Annotated in this window: 16 protein-coding genes; 2 read left to right on the top strand and 14 right to left on the bottom strand. The window is 64.3% G+C overall.

Features of this window, described 5'->3' with window-relative positions; genetic code table 11:
* Positions 1-3 precede the first annotated feature (3 nt).
* The 3 genes from B6S08_RS09255 to B6S08_RS09245 are packed head-to-tail and all read right to left on the bottom strand — an operon-like array spanning position 4 to position 1,389.
* A complete protein-coding gene (locus B6S08_RS09255; protein ID WP_094200422.1) occupies positions 4-342 on the bottom strand; it encodes a hypothetical protein in 339 nt (112 codons plus the stop codon).
* On the bottom strand, positions 339-965 hold the full coding sequence (locus tag B6S08_RS09250) for a hypothetical protein (protein WP_169716381.1): 627 nt from the start codon (positions 963-965) through the stop codon (positions 339-341). The genes B6S08_RS09255 and B6S08_RS09250 overlap by 4 nt, the downstream gene beginning before the upstream one ends.
* A 10-nt stretch (positions 966-975) precedes the next feature.
* Positions 976-1,389: a YjfI family protein gene (locus B6S08_RS09245; RefSeq protein WP_094200421.1), complete on the bottom strand. Its 414-nt coding sequence runs from the start codon at positions 1,387-1,389 to the stop codon at positions 976-978.
* Between the two features lie 156 nt (positions 1,390-1,545).
* On the opposite strand from B6S08_RS09245, the gene glnE reads away from it, so the two are divergent.
* Positions 1,546-4,419: a bifunctional [glutamate--ammonia ligase]-adenylyl-L-tyrosine phosphorylase/[glutamate--ammonia-ligase] adenylyltransferase gene (gene glnE, locus B6S08_RS09240; protein WP_094200420.1), complete on the top strand. Its 2,874-nt coding sequence runs from the start codon at positions 1,546-1,548 to the stop codon at positions 4,417-4,419.
* Positions 4,420-4,478: 59 nt separating this feature from the next.
* Here the strand turns inward: glnE and lpxL are convergent, their stop codons facing one another.
* The gene (gene lpxL, locus B6S08_RS09235) at positions 4,479-5,405 is read right to left on the bottom strand and encodes an LpxL/LpxP family Kdo(2)-lipid IV(A) lauroyl/palmitoleoyl acyltransferase (RefSeq protein ID WP_094200419.1); all 927 of its coding nucleotides are present in this window, start codon (positions 5,403-5,405) and stop codon (positions 4,479-4,481) included.
* Between the two features lie 129 nt (positions 5,406-5,534).
* On the opposite strand from lpxL, the gene hldE reads away from it, so the two are divergent.
* Positions 5,535-6,959: a bifunctional D-glycero-beta-D-manno-heptose-7-phosphate kinase/D-glycero-beta-D-manno-heptose 1-phosphate adenylyltransferase HldE gene (gene hldE, locus B6S08_RS09230; RefSeq protein ID WP_094200418.1), complete on the top strand. Its 1,425-nt coding sequence runs from the start codon at positions 5,535-5,537 to the stop codon at positions 6,957-6,959.
* 40 nt (positions 6,960-6,999) lie between these two features.
* Here hldE and nirD read toward each other — a convergent pair whose 3' ends face one another.
* The 10 genes from nirD to B6S08_RS09180 form a co-directional block, all read right to left on the bottom strand.
* Positions 7,000-7,335, bottom strand: a complete 336-nt coding sequence (gene nirD / locus B6S08_RS09225; RefSeq protein WP_094200417.1) for a nitrite reductase small subunit NirD — start codon at positions 7,333-7,335, stop codon at positions 7,000-7,002.
* On the bottom strand, positions 7,332-9,845 hold the full coding sequence (gene nirB, locus B6S08_RS09220; RefSeq protein WP_094200416.1) for a nitrite reductase large subunit NirB: 2,514 nt from the start codon (positions 9,843-9,845) through the stop codon (positions 7,332-7,334). The genes nirD and nirB overlap by 4 nt, the downstream gene beginning before the upstream one ends.
* 225 nt (positions 9,846-10,070) lie before the next feature.
* On the bottom strand, positions 10,071-10,832 hold the full coding sequence (gene cobA, locus B6S08_RS09215; protein ID WP_094200415.1) for a uroporphyrinogen-III C-methyltransferase: 762 nt from the start codon (positions 10,830-10,832) through the stop codon (positions 10,071-10,073).
* A 43-nt stretch (positions 10,833-10,875) separates the two neighbouring features.
* Positions 10,876-11,691: an ABC transporter ATP-binding protein gene (locus B6S08_RS09210; RefSeq protein WP_094200414.1), complete on the bottom strand. Its 816-nt coding sequence runs from the start codon at positions 11,689-11,691 to the stop codon at positions 10,876-10,878.
* Positions 11,692-11,702: 11 nt separating this feature from the next.
* Positions 11,703-12,674: an ABC transporter permease gene (locus B6S08_RS09205; protein WP_094200413.1), complete on the bottom strand. Its 972-nt coding sequence runs from the start codon at positions 12,672-12,674 to the stop codon at positions 11,703-11,705.
* Between the two features lie 17 nt (positions 12,675-12,691).
* Entirely contained in the window at positions 12,692-14,059 is a 1,368-nt protein-coding gene (locus B6S08_RS09200; RefSeq protein ID WP_094200412.1) for a CmpA/NrtA family ABC transporter substrate-binding protein, read from the bottom strand.
* A 282-nt stretch (positions 14,060-14,341) separates the two neighbouring features.
* Complete coding sequence (locus B6S08_RS09195) at positions 14,342-16,951, bottom strand: nitrate reductase (RefSeq protein ID WP_094200411.1); 2,610 nt, start codon at positions 16,949-16,951, stop codon at positions 14,342-14,344.
* Between the two features lie 149 nt (positions 16,952-17,100).
* Positions 17,101-18,129, bottom strand: coding sequence for an ABC transporter substrate-binding protein (locus B6S08_RS09190; RefSeq protein ID WP_094200410.1), 1,029 nt, complete (start codon positions 18,127-18,129; stop codon positions 17,101-17,103).
* Positions 18,126-19,529, bottom strand: coding sequence for a sensor histidine kinase (locus B6S08_RS09185; RefSeq protein WP_094200409.1), 1,404 nt, complete (start codon positions 19,527-19,529; stop codon positions 18,126-18,128). Before B6S08_RS09185 ends, B6S08_RS09190 begins: the two co-directional genes overlap by 4 nt.
* Positions 19,526-20,209 (bottom strand): response regulator transcription factor, encoded by a 684-nt coding sequence (locus B6S08_RS09180; protein WP_094200408.1) that lies wholly within the window; start codon positions 20,207-20,209, stop codon positions 19,526-19,528. Before B6S08_RS09180 ends, B6S08_RS09185 begins: the two co-directional genes overlap by 4 nt.
* Positions 20,210-20,246 lie beyond the last annotated feature (37 nt).

The following is a 20,246-nucleotide window of genomic DNA, read 5'->3' as shown; positions in this document are numbered from 1 at the left end:
CCTTCAGCCCTTTGAAGGGGCCTTGGTTTTGCTGTATTCCAGCAGCTCGTCCATCACCCTGTGCTTGATCTCCAGTTGCTGTTCCGGCTCCAGGCCGTAACGCTGGGCCAGACGTACGTAATCGTCCGGGCTGAGGGAAACCGTCAGCCGGGGGCGCTTGGGCTTGGCCGAGGTGGGCAGGCTCAGAATATGACGGATCTGATCCGAGGGGCTGAGGCCGTTGTCCAGGGCCTCGCGGCGAATGCGGTATTGCAGTTGTTCATCCATGTCAAAGGCTACCTGCACCGCCCGGGCGGCGCGCACCGAGCTCTGCCATTTATCGGGCAGCTTGCGTTGATTCATGGGCGAGTATTCCGTTGTTGCCGCAGCCGGGCCAGCACCTCGTCGGCACTGTGGCGGCGAGGCTCGCCGCCGGCGGGGGCGAGTTCATCATCGGTGTGTTGCTGCCGCTCACGGGCGCGAATATCGGCCAGTGCCTGTTTGGCGTTGACCAGGGTGACCGCCGGATGCTCGCGAATGGCGGCCATGGTCTGGCGCACACAGCGGGTGGTGTTGGCCATGGCCAGCTGCCGGCAAAGATCGTGATAGTGGCGTTCTGCCTCGTGCCAGCGACGGCGGTAATGGGCCAGACGCTTTTCGTCATGGGCTTGTTGCGCCGCCAGCCCTTCCTGCTCGTTTTCCAGCTCCGCCAGTGTCTCGGCCAGGGTGTGGGCCTGTTGGTCATCGCCGTCCAGCGCCGCCAGCACGGCCTGCTCCAGCCCGGCCTGGCGCTCGCCCAGCCGCTGCCGTCGGTCGGTGGTGGTGGCCAGCACCGTCCTCAGTTGTTCGCACTGGCGCGCCAGCCCCGTCATGTGCTGCTCCGCATGGCGGCAGTCCTGCACCAGCTGCACACATACCCGTTCCGAATCCAGGCCGCCGTCCTTGGCATCCTGCAGGCTGCGCAGTACCTGACCCAATACGCTCATCGTGGCGCCCTCACAACAAAAATTCCGCCATGTCTTCGATCACTTCCAGACAGTTGTCGCTCAGCACCGCCAGCTCGTGTTCGATGTCGGTCAGGGCCGAGTTGAGCGACAGGGCGCCAAACACCACATACCAGTCGTCGAGCCGGGCAAAGGCCGACAGCGGCATGGGAATGTTCATGTCGAGCATGGCTTCCAGCATGGCCTGGCGCCGTGCCGGATTGACCTGACTCTCGTCCCACAGGTAGCTTATGCACAAAATCTGATCGTCAGACACGGAAATAAACAGGGGCAGCTCTTCCCGCCCTTCCACCGTGACCCGCAGTACTTCCACTTCGCCGGGAATGGGGTAGCACTGAAAGGCAAAACCGGTGGTCGAAGCCTCACCCAGCTGCTCCAGGTGACGGCCGATAACTGATAGTTCCATGAAGTATCCTGACATAATAAGTCGGCTAAAGACTAATTCAGCCGGCCTTGCCTTCGCAAGTGCGGCGTGGTGCGTGATAATTTGCGCTCGGCCCGCTGTGCCGTGCCGGCAAGGGTGGTAGTCTGAGCCCTATCGCCGATACAGAAGGAATTGCCCATGTCTGCATTGCCCGCCCTGCTCGCCGCTCAGGCCGACAAGCACTGGTCCCATTTTGAAGAGCGCGCTGCCGAGGTTTTGCCCCGGCTCGATGCCGAGCGCATCGAGCGGCTGAAACGGCTGTTTGCCTGCAGTGACTTCGCCGCCGACAGCCTGTGCCGTCAGCCCGAGCTGGCGCTGGAGCTGGAGGATGAGCGGGATCTGTTCAACGGCGACCGGGCCGGTCGCTATCGGCCCGAGCTGGCTGCCATGCTGGGAGAGGTGAGTGACGAGGCTACCATGATGCGGCTGCTGCGCCAGTTTCGGCGGCGGGAGCTGTTGTTGATCGCCTGGCGGGAGATGCTGCTGGGGGCCGAGGTGGAAGAAAGTTTTGTGCATATTTCGGCCCTGGCCGATGCCCTGATTGTGGAAAGTTACCGCTGGCTGTACCGGCGCCAGTGCGCCGAGCTGGGCACGCCCACCGACGCCGAGGGCAATGCGGTGCCCCTGCTGATTCTTGGGATGGGCAAGCTGGGCGGCGGCGAGCTCAACTTTTCTTCCGATATCGATCTGATCTTCACCTTTCCCCACAACGGTGTGACCAGGGGCGGACGGCGGGAGCTGGCCAACCAGCAGTTTTTTATTCGCCTGGGGCAGAAGCTGGTCAATGCCCTTAACCAGACCACCATAGACGGCCAGGTATACCGGGTGGACATGCGCCTGCGGCCCTTTGGCGAGTCGGGGCCGCTGGCGGTGAGCTTTACCGCCATGGAAGACTATTACCAGCATCATGGCCGCACCTGGGAGCGCTACGCCATGGTCAAGGCGCGCATTCTCAACGACGAGGGCGAATACACCGCCGAGTTGCGCGCCATGCTCAAGCCCTTTGTGTTTCGCCGCTATATCGACTTCGGGGTGATCGACTCCCTGCGTCAGATGAAGGCCATGATCGCCGCCGAGGTGCGCCGCAAGGGCCTGAGAGACAACATCAAGCTGGGTGCCGGCGGCATTCGTGAGGTGGAGTTTATCGCCCAGGTGTTTCAGCTGATCCGTGGCGGCCGGGAGCCGGCGCTGCAGGTGCGCCATCTGCCCGAGGCGCTGGCGGCGGCCTGCGAGTCGGGAGCGCTTGAACCGGAGGTGACCGAGCAGCTGCACGCCAGTTACCGTTTTTTGCGCAAGGTGGAGAACTACCTGCAAGCCTTTGCAGATCAGCAGACCCAGACGTTGCCCCAGGACGAGCTCAACCAGACCCGGCTGGCCTGGCTTACCGGCCATGACGACTGGAACGCCTTTCTGGTTACCCTGCAGGCCGCCATGAGCGGCGTACACCGCCAGTTTGAGCTGCTTATCGGCGACAGCACCGAGGCGGAAGACGAGAGTGTGGCCCAGATCTGGTCGGATATCTGGCAGACCGATTGGGAAGAAGAGGGTGAGCTGGCGGCCTTGCTGGCAGAGCAGGGCATGGCCGGCGACAAGGCGGCACGGCTGGCCGGCGCCCTGAATGCCTTCAAGGACGAATGCCCGCGCCGGGCCATGGGCCCTCAGGGGCGGCAGGCGCTGGAAAAACTGATGCCGGTGCTGCTGGAGCGGGTCAGCCAGTCCGATACCCCCGGCATTTTGTTTGCCCGATTGCAGAAGCTGCTGCTGCAAATTGCCACCCGTACCGCCTACCTGCAGCTGCTGGTGGAAAACGCCGGGGCCCTGACCCAGCTGATACGACTGTGCGAGGCCAGTTCACTGGTGGCCGAGCAGCTGGCGCGCTTTCCCATTCTGCTGGACGAGCTGCTGGTGCCTCAGGTGTTGTATAACCCCATTCCACTGGACGCTTACAAGGACGAGCTGCGCCAGTTCCTGTTGCGGGTGCCGGAAGAGGACGTTGAGCAGCAGATGGAGGCCCTGCGTCAGTTCAAGCAGATTCAGTTGCTGCGCATTGCCGCCGCCGACATCGCCGGTGCACTGCCATTGATGAAAGTGAGCGATCACCTCACTTGGCTGGCGGAAGCCATCGTGGAAGAGGTGGTTAATCAGGCCTGGACTCAGATCAGCGCCCGTCACGGCGTGCCGGCCCAGCTAGCCGACAGTGGTGACAAGGGCTTTGGCGTGGTGGCCTACGGCAAGCTGGGTGGCATCGAGCTGGCCTACAGTTCGGATCTGGATCTGGTGTTTGTGCATCAAAGCGGCATGGGCGGCCAGACCAACGGCGACAAGCCCCTGGACAGCCGTCAGTTCTACCTGCGGCTGGCCCAGCGCATTATTCACCTGTTCAGCACCCGCACCGCCAGTGGTGTGCTCTATGAGCTGGACATGCGCCTGCGCCCCAGCGGCAACGCCGGGCTGATGGTGACCCCCCTCGACGCCTACGGCCATTACCTCGAGAAGGATGCCTGGACCTGGGAACACCAGGCCCTGGTGCGCAGTCGCATGATAGTGGGCGAGCCAGCCCTGGCCGAAGAGTTCGCGCGCATTCGCGCCGGCATGCTGGCCAAACCCCGCCATCATGCCGAGCTGGCCGGCGAGGTGGTGGCCATGCGAGAAAAAATGCGCGCCCACCTGATCAAGGCCGGCCCGGGAGAGTTTCACCTCAAGCAATCGGTGGGTGGCCTGGCCGACATCGAGTTTCTGACCCAGTATCTGGTCCTGGCCTACAGTGAGCAGCATGCCGGGCTTACTCGCTGGTCCGACAATATGCGCATTCTGGAAACCGCGGTGGAGGTGGGGCTGCTTGACGAAGACGAGTCCCTGCGCCTGCGCCGGGCCTACTGCGCCATTCGCGACCGGGGCCATCGCCTCAGCCTGTCGGATCAACCCGGTCGAGTTGCCGATACCGAGCTCACCCAGGAGCGGGAGTGGGTGGTGGCAAGCTGGAATAAATGGCTGAAAGGCAGTGAGGTGTGAAGGGGGAGGGAAAACACCGCCTGCAGTGCTCCACCCCTCACAGATAACGCCTTGTGGCATCAATACCGCGACGGCATGCCTCTTTCGGGCCGCGTCTTGAACCGGCGGTGCAGCCACATGTACTGCTCGGGGGCGCGGCGAATGGCGGCTTCAATCACTCGGTTGCCGGTAATGGCGTCGGTCTCGTCGTCGCCCACCGGGAAGCTCTCCAGCGGCGCCTGAATCACCAGTCGGTAACCGTGTTTCTCTCGCAGGGTAAAGCAGGGCAGGGTAACGGTGTTTTTCACCCGCGCCAGGGTGGCGGTGCCGGTGATGGTGGCGGCCTTGTCTACCGCGAAAAAGGGCACAAATACGCTGGCATGGCGGCCATAGTCGTGGTCCGGCGCATACCAGAGCGCATCGCCGGCGCGCAGCGCCTTGAGCATGCCCTTGATGTCGAGCCGGTCTACCAGATACTTGTTGGACCGGCAGCGGCCGTGTACCTGGGCGTATTCCAGCACTGCATGGGTGTTGGGGCGATACACGCCCACGCCGGGGCGGTACAGGCCAAACTGGCGGGCGTTGAGTTCCAGGGTGAGAAAGTGCGCCGACAGCAACAGCATGCCTTTGCCTTTTTCCACCGCGGCATCCACGTGCTCGGTGCCGTCCATGGTGGTCAGGGCACGCATGCGCCAGTGGGGCCAGAACCAGGCCATGCCGGTTTCAAAAATGGCGCAGCCCACGTTTTCAAAATTGGCCTTGAGCAACCGCTCGCGCTCGGCTTTTTCACGTTCCGGCAAGGCCAGCTCCAGGTTGCGCCGCGCCACCTTCACCCGGGACTTGAGCACCGTCATCGACAGTCGCCCCAGCCCCCGACCCAGTGCCATCTGGGCGCGCCAGGGCAGCAGGGTCACCAGCAGCCAGAGCACACTCAGCCCCAGCCAGGCGGGCCAGAAGCGCGGGTGCAGCAGGGCTGCGCGAAAAGGGGGAAGCCGGTGGTCTTGCATGGAACGACGCCAGTTAAGGTGAATGGCCGGATTCTAAATAACTCCGGCGGCAATGACCACCCGTGCGCACTCAAGCCGTTCAGGCTGTGATATTATTCTGCCTTTCCATGTGTCAAAGAGTCGGAACCTATGAAGATCAAGCTGCCGGAATTTGATGGCGCCAGGGTGCTGGTGGTCGGGGATGTGATGCTGGACCGTTACTGGTCGGGCCCAACCGGACGCATCTCCCCCGAGGCCCCGGTGCCTGTGGTCAAGGTTGAACACAATGAGGAACGTCCGGGCGGGGCCGCCAACGTGGCGCTGAACGTGGCCGCCCTGGGCGCCGGCGCCCGCCTGCTGGGCCTGACCGGCAACGACGAGGCCGCCAATGCCCTGCAGGAACGCATGCAGGCGGTCGGCGTGGATTGCGATTTCGTGCGCCACGCTACCCACCCCACCATCACCAAACTCAGGGTCATGAGTCGCAACCAGCAATTGCTGCGGCTCGACTTTGAGGACGGTTTTAACGCCGAAGATGCCGCGCCCCTGAGTGATAAGCATGATGCCGCTTTGGGTGAAGCCGGGGTAGTGGTGCTGTCCGACTATGCCAAGGGCGCCCTGGCCCGAGTGCAGGAACTGATTCGGGCCGCCAATCGGGCCGGGGTGCCGGTACTGGTCGATCCAAAAGGCACCGAATTCGAGAAATACCGCGGCGCCACCCTGCTGACCCCCAACATGAGCGAATTTGAGGCCGTGGTGGGCAAGGTGAAAGACGAGCAGGAGCTGGTGGCCCGGGGCCGGGAGCTGATCGCACGCTTTGAACTGCAGGCGTTGCTGGTGACCCGTTCCGAGCACGGCATGACCCTGATCCGTAAGGACGAAGACGAGCTGCACCTGCCGGCCCGGGCTCACGAGGTGTATGACGTCACCGGCGCCGGCGATACCGTCATCGCCACCCTGGCCACCAGTCTGGCCGCCGGCCTGGTAATGGAAGAAGCCTGCGCCCTGGCCAACGTGGCCGCCGGCATCGTCGTCGGCAAGCTGGGTACCTCCACCGTCTCCGCCATCGAGCTGGCCAATGAGCTCTACGGTGGTCCCGAGTCGGGCATGGGCGTGGTGAGCGAGCAACAATTGAAGTTCGTGGTGGAAGCGGCCCGTCGCCGGGGCGAGAAAATCGTGATGACCAACGGCTGTTTCGACATTCTGCACGCCGGCCATGTGTCTTACCTCAACAATGCCCGCAAGCTGGGTGACCGGCTGATCGTGGCGGTGAACACCGATGAGTCGGTGCGGGCGCTGAAAGGCGAAGGCCGGCCGGTGAATACCGTGGATCGCCGCATGGCGGTGCTGGCGGCGCTGGGGGCGGTGGACTGGGTGGTGCCCTTTGCCGAAGACACCCCCCAGCGGCTGATCGCCGGGGTGCTGCCGGACATTCTGGTCAAGGGCGGCGACTACAAGCCGGAAGACATCGCCGGCTTTGAGGAAGTGACCGCCAACGGCGGCGAGGTGAAAGTGCTCAACTTCGAGGACGGCTGCTCCACCACCGCCATTATCGAGGCCATTCGCACCCGCTGAGGGGCGTTGGCACAAAAACGGGGCCTGTCGGCCCCGCTGTTTATTCCTTCAGGCTGGCTGCCTCCAGCCACAGCTGATCCTGCTGGGTGATCAGCGGCCATACCCGCACCCTGACCCCCTCCTGTTCCAGGCAGCGGCCGTCTTTCAGCGAATAATGATGCTTGTACAGGGGCGAGGCCACGCAGGGCTCGCCCTTGAGGTCGCCCACTATGCCCCGGGCCAGCACCTGGGCACGGCCGATGGGATCCCAGTTGTCGAGGGCGAAAAAGCCGAGTCCGGGCAGGTTGAACAGGGCCAGTTGCCGGCCCGCCACCAGGGCGGCCACGCCGCTGTGCTCGGGAATGTCGCCGACGTGGCAAAGACGAACAAGACTCATGATACCTCCTTGATATCAATGGAATCGGCCGGGCGGATCTGGCCGCGCCTGCGCTCAAAGACAATGCTGTGGTCGGTGTCGTCGGTGTTGACGAAGCTTCTGAACCGCTTGAGTTTTTCCGGATCTTCCAGGGTGGCTTTCCATTCACACCGATAGCTGGCGATCACATGGGCCATGCGCCCCTCCAGCTCGTCGGCGAGGCGCAGGGAGTCGTCGATAATGACCTGGCGCAGGTAGTCCAGGCCGCCTTCCAGGTTCTCCATCCATACCGAGGTGCGCTGCAGCCGGTCGGCGGTGGCCACGTAAAACATCAGCAGCCGGTCGATATAGCGGATCAGGGTGTCGGTATCCAGATCGGTGGCGAACAGATCGGCGTGGCGTGGGCGCATGCCGCCGTTGCCGGCGAAATAGAGGTTCCAGCCCTTGTCGGTGGCGATCACGCCCACGTCCTTGCTCTGGGCCTCGGCGCATTCCCGAGTGCAGCCGGACACTGCGAATTTCAGCTTGTGAGGCGAGCGCAGGCCCTTGTATCTGTGCTCCAGGGCCACCGCCAGATCCAGGGAGTCCTGCACGCCATAGCGGCACCAGCTGGAGCCGACGCAGGACTTGACGGTGCGCAGCGACTTGCCATAGGCGTGGCCGGTTTCAAAGCCGGCGTCGATAAGCTCCTGCCAGATCAGCGGCAGTTGTTCCAGGCGGGCGCCGAACAGGTCGATACGCTGGCCGCCGGTCACCTTGGTGTAGAGGTCGTGGCGTTTGGCCACCCGGCCCAGCACGATCAGTTGATCCGGCGTGATCTCGCCGCCCGGTACTCGTGGCACCACCGAATAGGTGCCGTTCTTTTGCATATTGGCGAGAAAGGTGTCGTTGGTGTCCTGCAGCGGCTGGTGCTCGGGCGACAGCACGTGTTCGTTCCACAGGGAAGCAAAAATGGAGGCCGCCGCCGGTTTGCAGATATCGCAGCCCAGGCCGCTGCCATGCCGGTGCAGCAGCTCGTCGAACTGCCTGATGTTGCCGACCTTGATCAGGTGGAACAGTTCCTGGCGGCTGTAGCCAAAGTGCTCGCACAGCCCCTTGTCGGCGCTGATGCCCTGCTCCTCCAGGGTTTGGTTCACCACCTGGGTGAGCAGCCCGGCACAGCCGCCGCAGCCGGTGCCGGCCTTGGTACAGGCCTTGACCGCCGCCAGGTCGCAGGCGCCGTCCTGCACCGCCGCCATAATGGCGCCCTTGCTTACATTGTGGCAGGAGCAGACGGTGGCGCTGGCCGGCAGGGCCGCCTTGGGAGCGCCACCGGCGGCGTCTTCCGGCACCAGCAGGGCCAGGGGATGGGCCGGCAGCGGCAGGTCGTTGAGGTAGGTCTGCAGCAGGCTGTCGTAGTCACCGTTATCGCCCACCAGCACGGCCCCCAGCAGGTGATCGCCGGCCTCGTTCAGTACCAGCTTTTTATACAGATCCTTGCTGCGGTCCAGCAACAGCACCTCCTGGCTGCCCGGGGTCTGGCCATGGGCATCACCGATGGCGCCCACGTCCACCCCCAACAGCTTGAGCTTGGTGCTCATGTCGGCGCCCTGAAAACGGGCATCACCGCCCAACAACCCGGCGGCCACGGTGCGGGCCATCTGGTAGCCCGGGGCCACCAGGCCAAACAGCTTGCCCTGCCACAGGGCACATTCACCGATGGCATAGATATTCGCATCCGAGGTTTGGCAGCCGTCGTTGATGCAAATGCCGCCCCGTTCGCCCAGCACCAGGCCGGCCTCGCGACCCAGGCTGTCCTGGGGCCGAATGCCGGCGCTGAACACCAGCACATCGGCTTCCAGTTGCTCGCCATCGTCGAACTTGAGCCGGTGGCTGGCGCCTTCACCGTCGATAATGCACTGGGTGGCCTTGCTGGTATGCACCGTTAGCCCCAGCCGCTCGATTTTCTCCTTGAGCAGTTCGCCGCCCCGTTCGTCCAGCTGCACCGGCATCAACCGGGGGGCGAATTCCACCACATGGGTTTCCAGGCCGAGCAGGCGCAGGGCATTGGCGGCTTCCAGGCCGAGCAGGCCGCCGCCGATCACCACGCCGGTACGGGCCCCCTGGCAGGCGTCCCGAATGGCGGCCAGATCCTCCAGGGTGCGGTAAACAAAGCAGCGCTCCCGCTCCCGGCCGGGAATGGGGGGCACAAAGGGGGTGGATCCGGTGGCCAGCACCAGGCGGTCGTAGGCCAGCACGGCACCGGTGGTAGTGGTCAGGGTGCGGGCATGCCGGTCGATGGCGGTGACCGCCTCGTTCAGGCGTAGTTCGATGCCGTTGTCGCCATACCACTCGGGACCGGCCATCAGCAGTTCAGCGGGCTCCTTGCCGCCAAAGACCTCGGACAGGTGCACCCTGTCGTAGGCGGGGTGTGGCTCGGCGCCGAATACCGTGATCTGGTACTGTTCCCCGGCATTCTGCTCGACCAGCTGTTGCAGCAGGTGATGCCCTACCATGCCGTTACCGATGACAATCAGTGTCTGTTTCATCATTGCTATCCTTAAGCCACCCAGGACTTGCTTGCGGGTTGATGGGGTGGTGGCCTTGGTATGGCCCCTTCCTTGTGCGGCTTGCGCCTGCACAGGGAGCATCAATATTTATGCCAATATTTAACTATCTGATATATAGATATTTTTATTTTCGGTTGTGTCTTCTTGCCCGTTTAATGAGCAGCCGCATCCCCAGCGTGAGGCAGGTTTTATGGTCATTTGAAACTGTCAGGCGACGGCGAGGGCCTCCAGGGTGGTGGTGAGTCCGGCGCGAAGCCGAACTACCTCGCCCATGATCATCAATACCGGGCCGCTCGGGGGGAGGCCGGCAGCGGTGGCCGCAAGCCGGCCCAGCTCCGTGGTGGTAATGTGCTGGGCGGCGGTGGTGCCGGATTCAATCAGTGCCACCGGCAGCGAGTCCGGGCAGTCTGCGGCCAGCAGCTGCTGCTGAATGACGGCGGCCTGCTCCAGCCCCATGTAAAACACCAGGGTCTGTCCGGCCTGGGCCAGGGCGGACCAGCCTTTAAATTCACCGCCCTGCTGCAGATGCCCGGTCACCAGGGTGACGGCCCGGGCCACTCCCCTGTGGGTCAGGGGCACCAGGGCCGAGGCGGCGCAGCCCAGGGCGGCGGTAATGCCGGGCACCACGCTAAAGGGAATGTGGTGCCGGCGCAGGACGAGCGCCTCTTCGCCGCCACGTCCGAAGATAAAGGGATCGCCGCCCTTGAGCCGCACCACCCGGTTGCCGGCCCGGGCCAGGCGCACCAGCAGGGTGCAGATGTCTTCCTGGCGGGCACTGGCGCGGCCGCAGCGTTTGCCCATTTCAATGCGTTTCACGCCGGTCGGGATCAGCGCCAGTATGTCGGGGCTGACCAGGCTGTCGTAGACCACCACATCGGCCCGCTCGATGGCGCGCAGGGCCTTGAGGGTCAGCAACTCGGGATCGCCGGGGCCGGCGCCCACCAGGGTGACATGAATAGGGGATGTCATGGTTTCCTCCCGGGGCCCGAGGGCCCCTGTAACGATGCCGGACTCAGGCCACCCTGGCCTTTTTATCCAGGGGGCTGACCTTGTTGTGACCTTCATAAAGGAAGCTCAGCACACGTCGGCGCAACTGGTGATAATGGCCGTCGTCGCTGAGCGCCACCCGGTTGCGCGGGCGGGCCAGGCTGATGGGCAGGATCTCGCCGATGGTGGCGGACGGGCCATTGGTCATCATCACGATGCGATCCGACAGCAGCACCGCCTCGTCCACGTCGTGGGTGATCATGATGACGGTATTACCGAGCTCGGCCTGAATCTCCATCAGCGAGTCCTGCAGGTGGGCTCGAGTGAGGGCATCGAGGGCGCCAAAGGGCTCGTCCATCAACAGCACCTTGGGATCCACCGACAGCGCCCGGGCGATGCCGACCCGCTGCTTCATGCCCCCGGAAATTTCGCCGGGCAGCTTATGGGCGGCGTGCCCCATGTGCACCAGCTCCAGAAAGTGCCGCACCCGCTCCTGGCGCTCCGCCTTGCCCTGGTGGGGAAAGGTGTTGTCCACCGCCAGGGCGATGTTTTGCTCCACCGTCAGCCAGGGCAGCAGGGCGTGGTTCTGAAACACCACCGCCCGCTCCGGGCCGGGGCCGTCCACTTCCCGGCCATCCAGGATCACGCCGCCGCTGCTGGGCTCATGCAGCCCGGCCACCAGGTTGAGCACGGTACTCTTGCCGCAGCCGGAATGGCCGATGAGCGACACGAATTCGCCCTTTTTCAGGCGCAGGTTGACGTTTTTCAGCGCCTCGAATTCGCCCTTGTCGGTGCGAAAGCGCATGTCGATACCGCTCAGTTCCAGGTAATGTTTGCTCATGGTTGTGCTCCTTAGCGGTGGTTGCTGTTTTTGTCCCAGGACAGGCGTTGCTGCAGGCCCAGCATCAGGCGGTCCAGCAGGTAGCCGATAAGGCCGATGACCACGACCGCCACCATGATGCGCGCCATGGAGTCGCTGCTGCCGTTCTGGAACTCATCCCACACGAACTTGCCCAGTCCCGGGTTCTGGGCCAGCATTTCGGCGGCGATCAGCACCATCCAGGCCACCCCCAGTGACAGCCGCAGGCCGGTGAAAATCATCGGAATGGCGCTCGGCAGCACGATTTTGCGTACGTGGGTCAGGTTGCCCAGGCGCAGCATTTTGCTGACGTTGTTCAGATCCTGGTCCAGGTTGGCCACGCCCACCGCGGTGTTGATCAGGGTGGGCCACAGGCAGCACAGGGTGACGGTGAACAGCGAGATCAGGAACGACTTGGACAACAGCGGATCCGGGCTCACATAAAGCGCGCTCACCACTATGGTCACCAGCGGCAGCCAGGCCAGGGGCGACACCGGCTTGAGCAGCTGTACCAGCGGGTTTATCGCCTGGTGCAGGGTCTTATTCAGGCCCAGGGCAATGCCCGCCGGAATGGCGATGGCGGTGGCCAGCAGAAAGCCGGCGGCCACCGTTTTCAGGCTGGTCATTATCTGGTCGAAAAAGGTGGGGCGGCCGTTAAAGGTGCGCATGCGCACCTCGGCCTCGGGGTTTTTCGCCAACAGGGCCTGATTGCGATCGAGCTGGCGCTGATAGAACTGTTGCTCCCGATCCCGTTCCCGCTGGTGCTCCTGCACCAGGTTCATCAGCTGCTGGCCGGTCTGCACCGGGCCGGGCAGGGTGCCGAGGGAGGTCTGCACCTGGCCCGCCAGCAGGTGCCACAGCAGCAGGAACACGGTGAGGCCGAGCAGAGGGGTCATGGCCTTTGACCAGCTTCGAGGCGAGGTCAGCCGTGACCAGTGGGTCAGTGAAATTACGTTGATGCTCATTTTACTCTCCTCGTTGCTTACAGCCGGGTGTCGCCGGTCAGGCCGATGGCGAACTGGTCGATGTAGGCGTTGGGCTTGCGGCCGTCAAAGGTGGCGCCGTCGACAAAGGCGCTGGTGGCCGGGCGAAAACCGTCCCGCTGGTCCAGATCGGGAAAGTCGGCGGCATTCAGCTTGCCCTCGGCGATCAGTGCGCGAGCAGCCTGCACGTAGATGTCGGGGCGATAGATGCGTCTGGCCTGCTCCAGGTACCAGTCATCGCTCTTGGCGTCGGCAATCTGGCCCCAGCGGCGCATTTGGGTCATGAACCAGATGGCATCGCTGTACCAGGGGTAGGTGGCGTTGTGGCGAAAGAACACGTTGAAGTCGGGGGCCGGGCGTACATCGCCGCGCTCGTACTCAAAGGAGCCGGTCATGCTGGCGGCGATCACCTTTTTATCGGCGCCCACATAGTAGGGCTGTGACAGTATCTCCACCGCTTCCGGTCGGTTGGCGTTGTCCCCCTGATCCAGCCAGTGGGCGGCACGCAGCAGGGCCTTGATCAGCCGCAGGTGGGTGTTGGGGTTGGCATCGGCCCAGGCCTGGCTGACGCCGAATACCTTTTCCGGGTTGTGGGGCCAGATGTCGTGGTTGGTGATCACCGGCACCCCGATCTGCTTCAGCACCGCCTGTTGGTTCCAGGGTTCGCCCACGCTGTAGCCGGCGATGGTGCCGGCTTCCAGGGTGGCCGGCATCTGGGGCGGCGGGGTGACCGAGAGCAGTACCTCGGCCTGGCGCTGACCACTGTTGTCGCCCTGATGAGGGGCGTAGTAGCCGGGATGAATGCCACCGGCGGCCAGCCAGTAACGCAGTTCGTAGTTGTGGCTAGACACCGGAAACACCATGCCCAGGTTCAGGCTTTTGCCATCCTGCTGATATTGCTCCAGTACCGGCCTGAGCGCGGAGGCGGAAATGGGGTGCAGCGGCTTGCCGGCGGCATCATGTTCGAGGTGCGGTTTCATGGTTGACCACACCTGGTTGGCCACGGTAATGGCATTGCCGTTCAGATCCATGCTGAAGGCGGTGATGATGTCGGCCTGGGTACCGATGCCGAGGGAGGCTCCGATAGGCTGGCCGGCCAGCATGTGGGCGCCATCCAGTTCGCCGGAAATGACCCTGTCCAGCAGCACCTTCCAGTTGGCCTGGGCTTCCAGGGTGACATAGAGCCCTTCATCCTCAAAAAAGCCCTTCTCGTAGGCGATGGCCAGGGGGGCCATGTCGGTGAGCTTGATAAAGCCCAGGGTCAGCTCGTCCTTTTCCGCCGGTCCGGGCCCGTCCTGGGCCGCGAGGGGGGCGGCCAGACTCAGGGCGAGGGTGCAGGCCGTTGCTGTGGTTTGCCATAACGTCATGATGATACTCCCTGTGAGGTTGGTTCCTTGGCCGGAAAAACCGGTGATTACAGGTTAAGTATCAAGATATGTGCCAATTTTAAGATTTTGATTTTGTTGGTTTTTTGTTTTTCTTGCCAACAAGGGGCGCCTGTTTGCGGGCAGGCGTTTCACCACAATGATGCAGAGGTTTCCACTCGGTGCCGGGCGCAAAAAAAAACTCCCATGCAAGCATGGGAGTCGCCAAACGGGCAGGAGTGGAGGAAACGCCCCGGGCAGACCGGAGTTAATGGAACCTGGGGATCAGGTGCTGGTCTCCCGCGTTTGGGACCGGCACGCGACCAGAATCTGTTTCAGCTCCGGCACACAGGAGCCGCAGCGGGTGCCGCATTTGAGCTGTTGCTGCAGTTGCGCCAGCGTTGTGAGGTCGTGCTGCTCTATGGTGCGCTGGATTTGTGCCTCGCTGACGCTCCAGCAGCTGCACACCAGCCGGCTGTTGCCGGCCAGGGCCAGACCCAGCCGGGTAAGTAACAAACTGGGTTGCAGGGGGGCATCCAGCAGCGCGGCCAGCGGCTCTGCATCGATGTGCCAGGGTGACAACCCCAGCAGCAGCAGGGCATTGACCTTGCCTGCCGTCAGTCGAATCAGCAGCCGGCCCTGGGGCAGGGGCCAGTCCAGCCAGCTGTCGGTGACGGTCAGCCCGGCGCGCAGCTCCTCGGCGGAGCCCTCGAGTCCGGCCAGGCTCCAGCATTCGCCCCGGCTCAGCGGCCGCCGGCTCCACCAGGCCGGCAGCGAGGCCGGGGCCTCGCTGGCAATCCAGCTGGCCTGCCAGCCGGGCCTGACCGGGCTGGCCTGCACCTGGCTTTGCTTGAAGGCGGGCTGGCCGGACAGGGCACAGCCCCGGGCTTCGGTCAGATCGTTGACCCGGCCACCGGCACTGAACTCTCCGCTCCAGTGCATGGGCACAAACACCTGTTCGCGGGCCATGTCATCGTCGGCCACCGGGCGCACCAGTATGCTGGCTCGCGCGTTGCTGAGGGCCAGCAGATCATTCTGGCCCAGTCCGAGGCGGGCCAGGGTGTCGGGGTGCAGGTGGGCCCGAGGCTCGGTGGCCGCCGCCATCAGCCGTGCCACATGGCCGGTGCGGCTCATGGTGTGCCACTGATCCCGCAGCCGGCCGGTATTGAGCAGTAACGCCCGGGTGCCGGGGCCGGCCTGCGGAGCCGCCGTCCGCAGCCGCGCCCGGCCATCGGCAGTGGCAAAGCGGCCATCGGCAAACAGTCGGGCCGGGCCGCCGTGCTGACCCGCCAGGGGCCAGCTCAACGGGTGCAGGGCGTCGTAGTCGGCATCGCTCAGGGTGCCGAGCGCCCCCAGGTTGAACAGCCGCTCGCCCCGGTTTTCAAAACCGGAAAGGGCGGCGTGTTCACGAAAAATGGCGGCGGGGGAGTCAAAGTCAAAGGCACCGGTAAAGCCCATGGCGCGTGCCACCTGGCACAGGGCCCACCAGTCCGGTTTGGCGGCCCCCGGAGCCGCGCGAAAGGGGCGCTGGCGGGAGATGATGCGTGTCGAGTTGGTGACGGTGCCGTCCTTTTCGCCCCAGCCGGCGGCGGGCAGCAGCACGTCGGCCAGCCGGGCGGTGTCGGTGGCGGGGCTGATGTCGGAGACGATCAGCAACTCGCAACGGGCCAGGGCACGACGGGCCCGGGCACTGTCGGGCAGCGACACCGCCGGATTGGTGCCCATCACCCACAACGCCTTGATTTCACCCCGCTCCAGCGCCGCCATCATGTCCATGGCCTTGTGCCCGGGCCCCTGGGCCAGGCGCTCGGTGCCCCAGAAGCGGGCTACCCTGTCCCGGTTGGCGGGGGCAAAGTCCATGTGGGCCGCCAGCTGATTGGCCAGCCCCCCCACCTCGCGTCCGCCCATGGCGTTGGGCTGGCCGGTCAGTGAAAAGGGCGCCGCGCCCGGCTTGCCGATACGGCCGGTGAGCAGGTGGCAATTGATGATGGCGCCGGCGTTGTGGGTGCCCTGGAGCGACTGGTTGATGCCCATGCAGAACAGGGTCAGGGTTTGGGGGTGGGCCTGGAACAGGCGATAGAAATGCAGCAGCCGTTCCAGGCTCAGGCCGGTGGTGTCGGCTACTTGCTCGGGGGCGAACTCGGGCGCGGACAGCTGCTGCCGCAGTTCGTCCAGGCCCGCCACATGCCGAGTGACGAAATCCCGATCGATGGCCCCCTGGTCTAGCAGATAGCGGGCCAGACCGTTGAACAACGCCAGATCCGAGCCCGGGGTGATGGCCAGGTGCAGATCCGCCTGACGGGCGGTGGCGGTTGCCCTGGGGTCGATCACGACCCATTGCTGGCGCGGCTTGGCGGCCCGGGCGGCTTCCAGCCGGCGAAACAGGACCGGATGGGTCCATGCGGTATTGGCGCCGGCGATCACCACCAGCTCGGCCTCGTCGATGTCGTCGTAGCAGGCGGGCACCGCATCCTCGCCAAAGGCGTACTGGTGGGCGGCGACGGCGGACGACATGCACAGCCGGGAGTTGGTGTCGATATTGGCCGAGCCGATAAAGCCCTTCATCAGCTTGTTGGCCACATAGTAGTCTTCGGTCAGCATCTGGCCCGAGCCGTAAAAGGCCACCGCCTCTGGGCCGTGTTGCTCGATAATGTCGTTCAGGCGCAGGGCGATGTGTTCGATCGCCGCCGGCCAGTCCACTTCCTTTCCCTTGATCCTGGGGTAGAGCAGGCGACTGGGCAGGCGCTGGCTTTCCGTCAGTGCCGTGCCCTTCACACAGAGGGCACCCCGGTTGGCGGGATGACGTTTATCGCCCTGTACGGCGCCTTGCTGGTCGACCCGTATGCCGCAGCCAACGCCGCAATAGGGACAGGTGGTCTCAGTGAAAGCTGTCATCGTGGCCCTGCAAAACATAAAAAGATGGTTCATCTCATCAGGCAAGGGCCGTGCCATTTTTATAAATGTTTACTTATCAATTGTTTATGTTTCTGCGCGAAAGATGTGCTGCACCAATACAAGGCAGGCGCCCGGCGTGGTGCAGCGGCTCAGGGCGCCATGGAGCCGGTCCAGGTGCGTATAAAACCCTGCTTGTCGAGGGGATCCAGTGCCGGCAGCAGTGCCGGGGTGAGGGGAATGGGGGTGACCGGCCCCTCGGGGCGCACGGTCAGCCCGGCTTCGGGGGTAAACAGCGGCAGCAGGCCACCGTCGGCCAGCGCCGCCTGGCCGACGGGGGACAGCATAAAGTCGAGCAGCTCGCCCGCCAGTTGTGGCTGCCGGGCATAGCGGGAAATCAGCGCCAGGCGCATCAACAGCAGGCTGTAGTCCCGGGGAGCCACCGCCGCCAGTTGGGGATGGTTGTCGACGGCGGCGGCCACATAAGAGCCCAGCAGGTTATAGCCCAGCACGGCCCGGCCTTCGGCCAGCTCGGTGAGCATTTGGTTGCTGCTTTCACTCAGGCGTACCGACAGGCCGCCAAAGGCTTCCAGCAGCCGGCCGTAGCTTTCCCCCTGCTGGCTGTCCTGGGTGGCCAGCAAATAGCCCACGCCGCTCTGGGTGATGTCATAGGCGCGAATACGCCCCTGAAAACGCGCGGGATCCCGGCGCAGCAGGGCCAGCAGCTCCTGGCGGCTGCGGGGCAGGGCATGAGGGCCCAACAGATCGCGGTTGAATACCATGACCACCGGCTCCACGGTCAGGGCGAACAGCTCATGCCGCCAGTGCACGCCGGCGGGCAGGGCATCGGTGCGGTCGGAGTGCCAGGGCCGAGCATGGCCGTCGTTGACCAGTTTAAGCTGCAGATCCATGGCCGAGCTCAGCAACAGATCGGCCGGTGAGTCCCTGCCTTCTTCCAGAAAGCGCTGATACAGCTGCTGGGAATTGAAGTCCACAAAGACAATGGCCACGTCGGGCCGGCGACGCTGAAAGGCCTGCAGCAGGGGCGCCATGTGCTGGTAGTCGGTGGCGCTATAGAGCACCAGTTGCGTTTGCTCCACCCCGGTGGCAGGCAGCCGTATGCTTTGTTCCGCCCACGCCGTCGGCAGCAGGCATAACAGCAGTAGGATCAGCCAGTTCACAGCCAGGCCTCCGTGCCAAAACGAATTTCCACCGTCAGGCCGTGAGGGTGGTTATCGGTGAGGCGAATGCGGGCATGATGGTGCTCGGCCACGTCCCGAGCGATGGCCATGCCCAGGCCGCTGCCGTGATGGCGGCTGGCGGTGCCTCGGTAAAAACGTTCAAACACCCTTTCTTTCTCCTGGTCGGCAATGCCCGGGCCCGAATCCCGAATGTAAATGCAGCCGTCGGCACCCACGGCGATCTCCACCAGGCCGTCGGCCGGACTGTGGGCCACGGCGTTTTCGATCAGGTTGTTGAGCATCTGGGTCAGGGCAAAGGCGTCGCCGCGCAGTTGCCGCTCCGCCGGCGCCGGCACAAAGGCCAGCTCCACGCCCCGATGCAGGGCCTGGACTGCCAGCTCCATGCACACCTGCCGTACCAGGGCGTTGAGCGCCACCGGCTCCGGCTCGCGGCTGTGAAAGCGGTGATCGAGCAGCGCCTGATTGAGCAGGTGACGCACCGTTAAAGACAGCTGATCGCATTGCTCCACCAGTTGCGCCAGCAGTCGTTGCCGACGGCCGTTATCGCCCTCGTCCCGCGCGTTTTCGCACAGGGCCCGCAGGGTGGCCAGGGGCGTGCGCAGCTGATGGGCGGCCACCGAGGTATAGGACTCCACCCGTTCCAGCAGGGCTTGCTGGCGGGCGATGAAGTCGTTGATGGTGTCGAGCAGGGGCAGGGTTTCTTTCGGCACCGGCAGCGCCAGGGGGGTCAGATCCCGGGGCGAGCGCCGGGACAGGGCCCGGGCCAACTGCCGAAACGGACTAAAGGCGTAATAGATGCCCAGCCACAGCAGACCCAGGGCCACCGCCAGTACCGCCAGCATCAGCTCCAGGGCCGGATGCAGCATGGCCTCGGCCATGGCGTCCCGGGCCAGCCGGGTCTGGGCCAGCTCGATCACGATTTCGTCCTGGGGCAGGCGCTCGGTGTTGAGTCGCACCAGCCGGGCCACACGAATGGCCTCATCCTGATACGTGAGGTTGAAAAAATCCGGCCTGGCTTGCGTCAGGGCTTGCTCCTCCGGGGCGCGGGGCGGCGGGGCGGGCAGGTCCGGGTAGCCGGTCAGTACCTCGCCGTTGACGCTGATGCGGTAAAACACCCTGTCCTGCGGGGCCTGGGCCAGGGTGGCAAAGGCCGCCACCGGCAGATCCACGGCAAAGCCCTGGCCGGTGTGGCGCACCGACTGGCCCAGTTGCAGTATGGCGCTGTTCAGCATCATGTCGTAACTGCGATCGGCGGTGCGGCGGGCATAATTGTGCATCAGCGCCAGTGCCAGCAGTGCCAGTACCGTCAGCACCACGCCGCTCAGCACCAGCAGCCGGCGGCGCAGGGCCGGGTGGTGCACGTCGTCCGTCGGGGTCATGGCTGGCTGTTTTCCGTCTGCACATGGGCGACATAACCCAGGCCGCGCAGGGTCTGAATGCGCACCGAACTGCCCGCCAGTTTCTTGCGCAGCCGGGCCACATAGAGCTCAATGGCGTTGGCAGAAGGGGTTTCGTCGGCATTGAACAGCCGGTCGGTGAGCTCTTCCTTGCTCATGACCCGTTCCAGCCCTGAGAGAAAGATCTCCAGCAGGCGGAACTCCCGGTTCACCAGACCGCAGGGCTCGCCCGCAATGGTGACCGTCTTGGCGGTGCGGTTGAACACCAGGTTGCCGTGCTCGCTCACGTCCGAGGCATAACCCTGGCGGCGGCGCAGCAGGGCCCGCACCCGGGCTTCCAGCTCGCCAAAGTCAAAGGGCTTGGCCAGGTAGTCGTCGGCGCCAGAATCCAGCAGCTTGATGCGATCGTTGATGCCGTCCCGGGCGGTCAGGATCAGCACCGGCGTGCTGTTCTTGCGCTGGCGCAGCTCCGTCAGCAGGGCGTCGCCGTCCAGGCCCGGCAGGTTGAGATCGAGAATGATCAAATCCACCTGTTGGTGGCGCAGCCAGTCGGCGGCCTGGCGGCCATTGCCAATCAGATCGGTGCCGTGGCCCAGCTTCTGCAGCCGCTCGGCAATGGCCTCGCCCAGCACGGTGGTATCTTCGATCACGAGAATGCGCATTTATTGTGGCCCCTTCCTTGCTCATGACAGCCTGGTG

It is taken from the genome of Oceanimonas doudoroffii (assembly GCF_002242685.1).
GTDB classification, from domain to species: Bacteria; Pseudomonadota; Gammaproteobacteria; order Enterobacterales; family Aeromonadaceae; genus Oceanimonas; species Oceanimonas doudoroffii.
The sequence above is the reverse complement of the archived record's forward strand: the minus strand, read 5'-3'. Positions and strand labels throughout refer to the sequence as shown.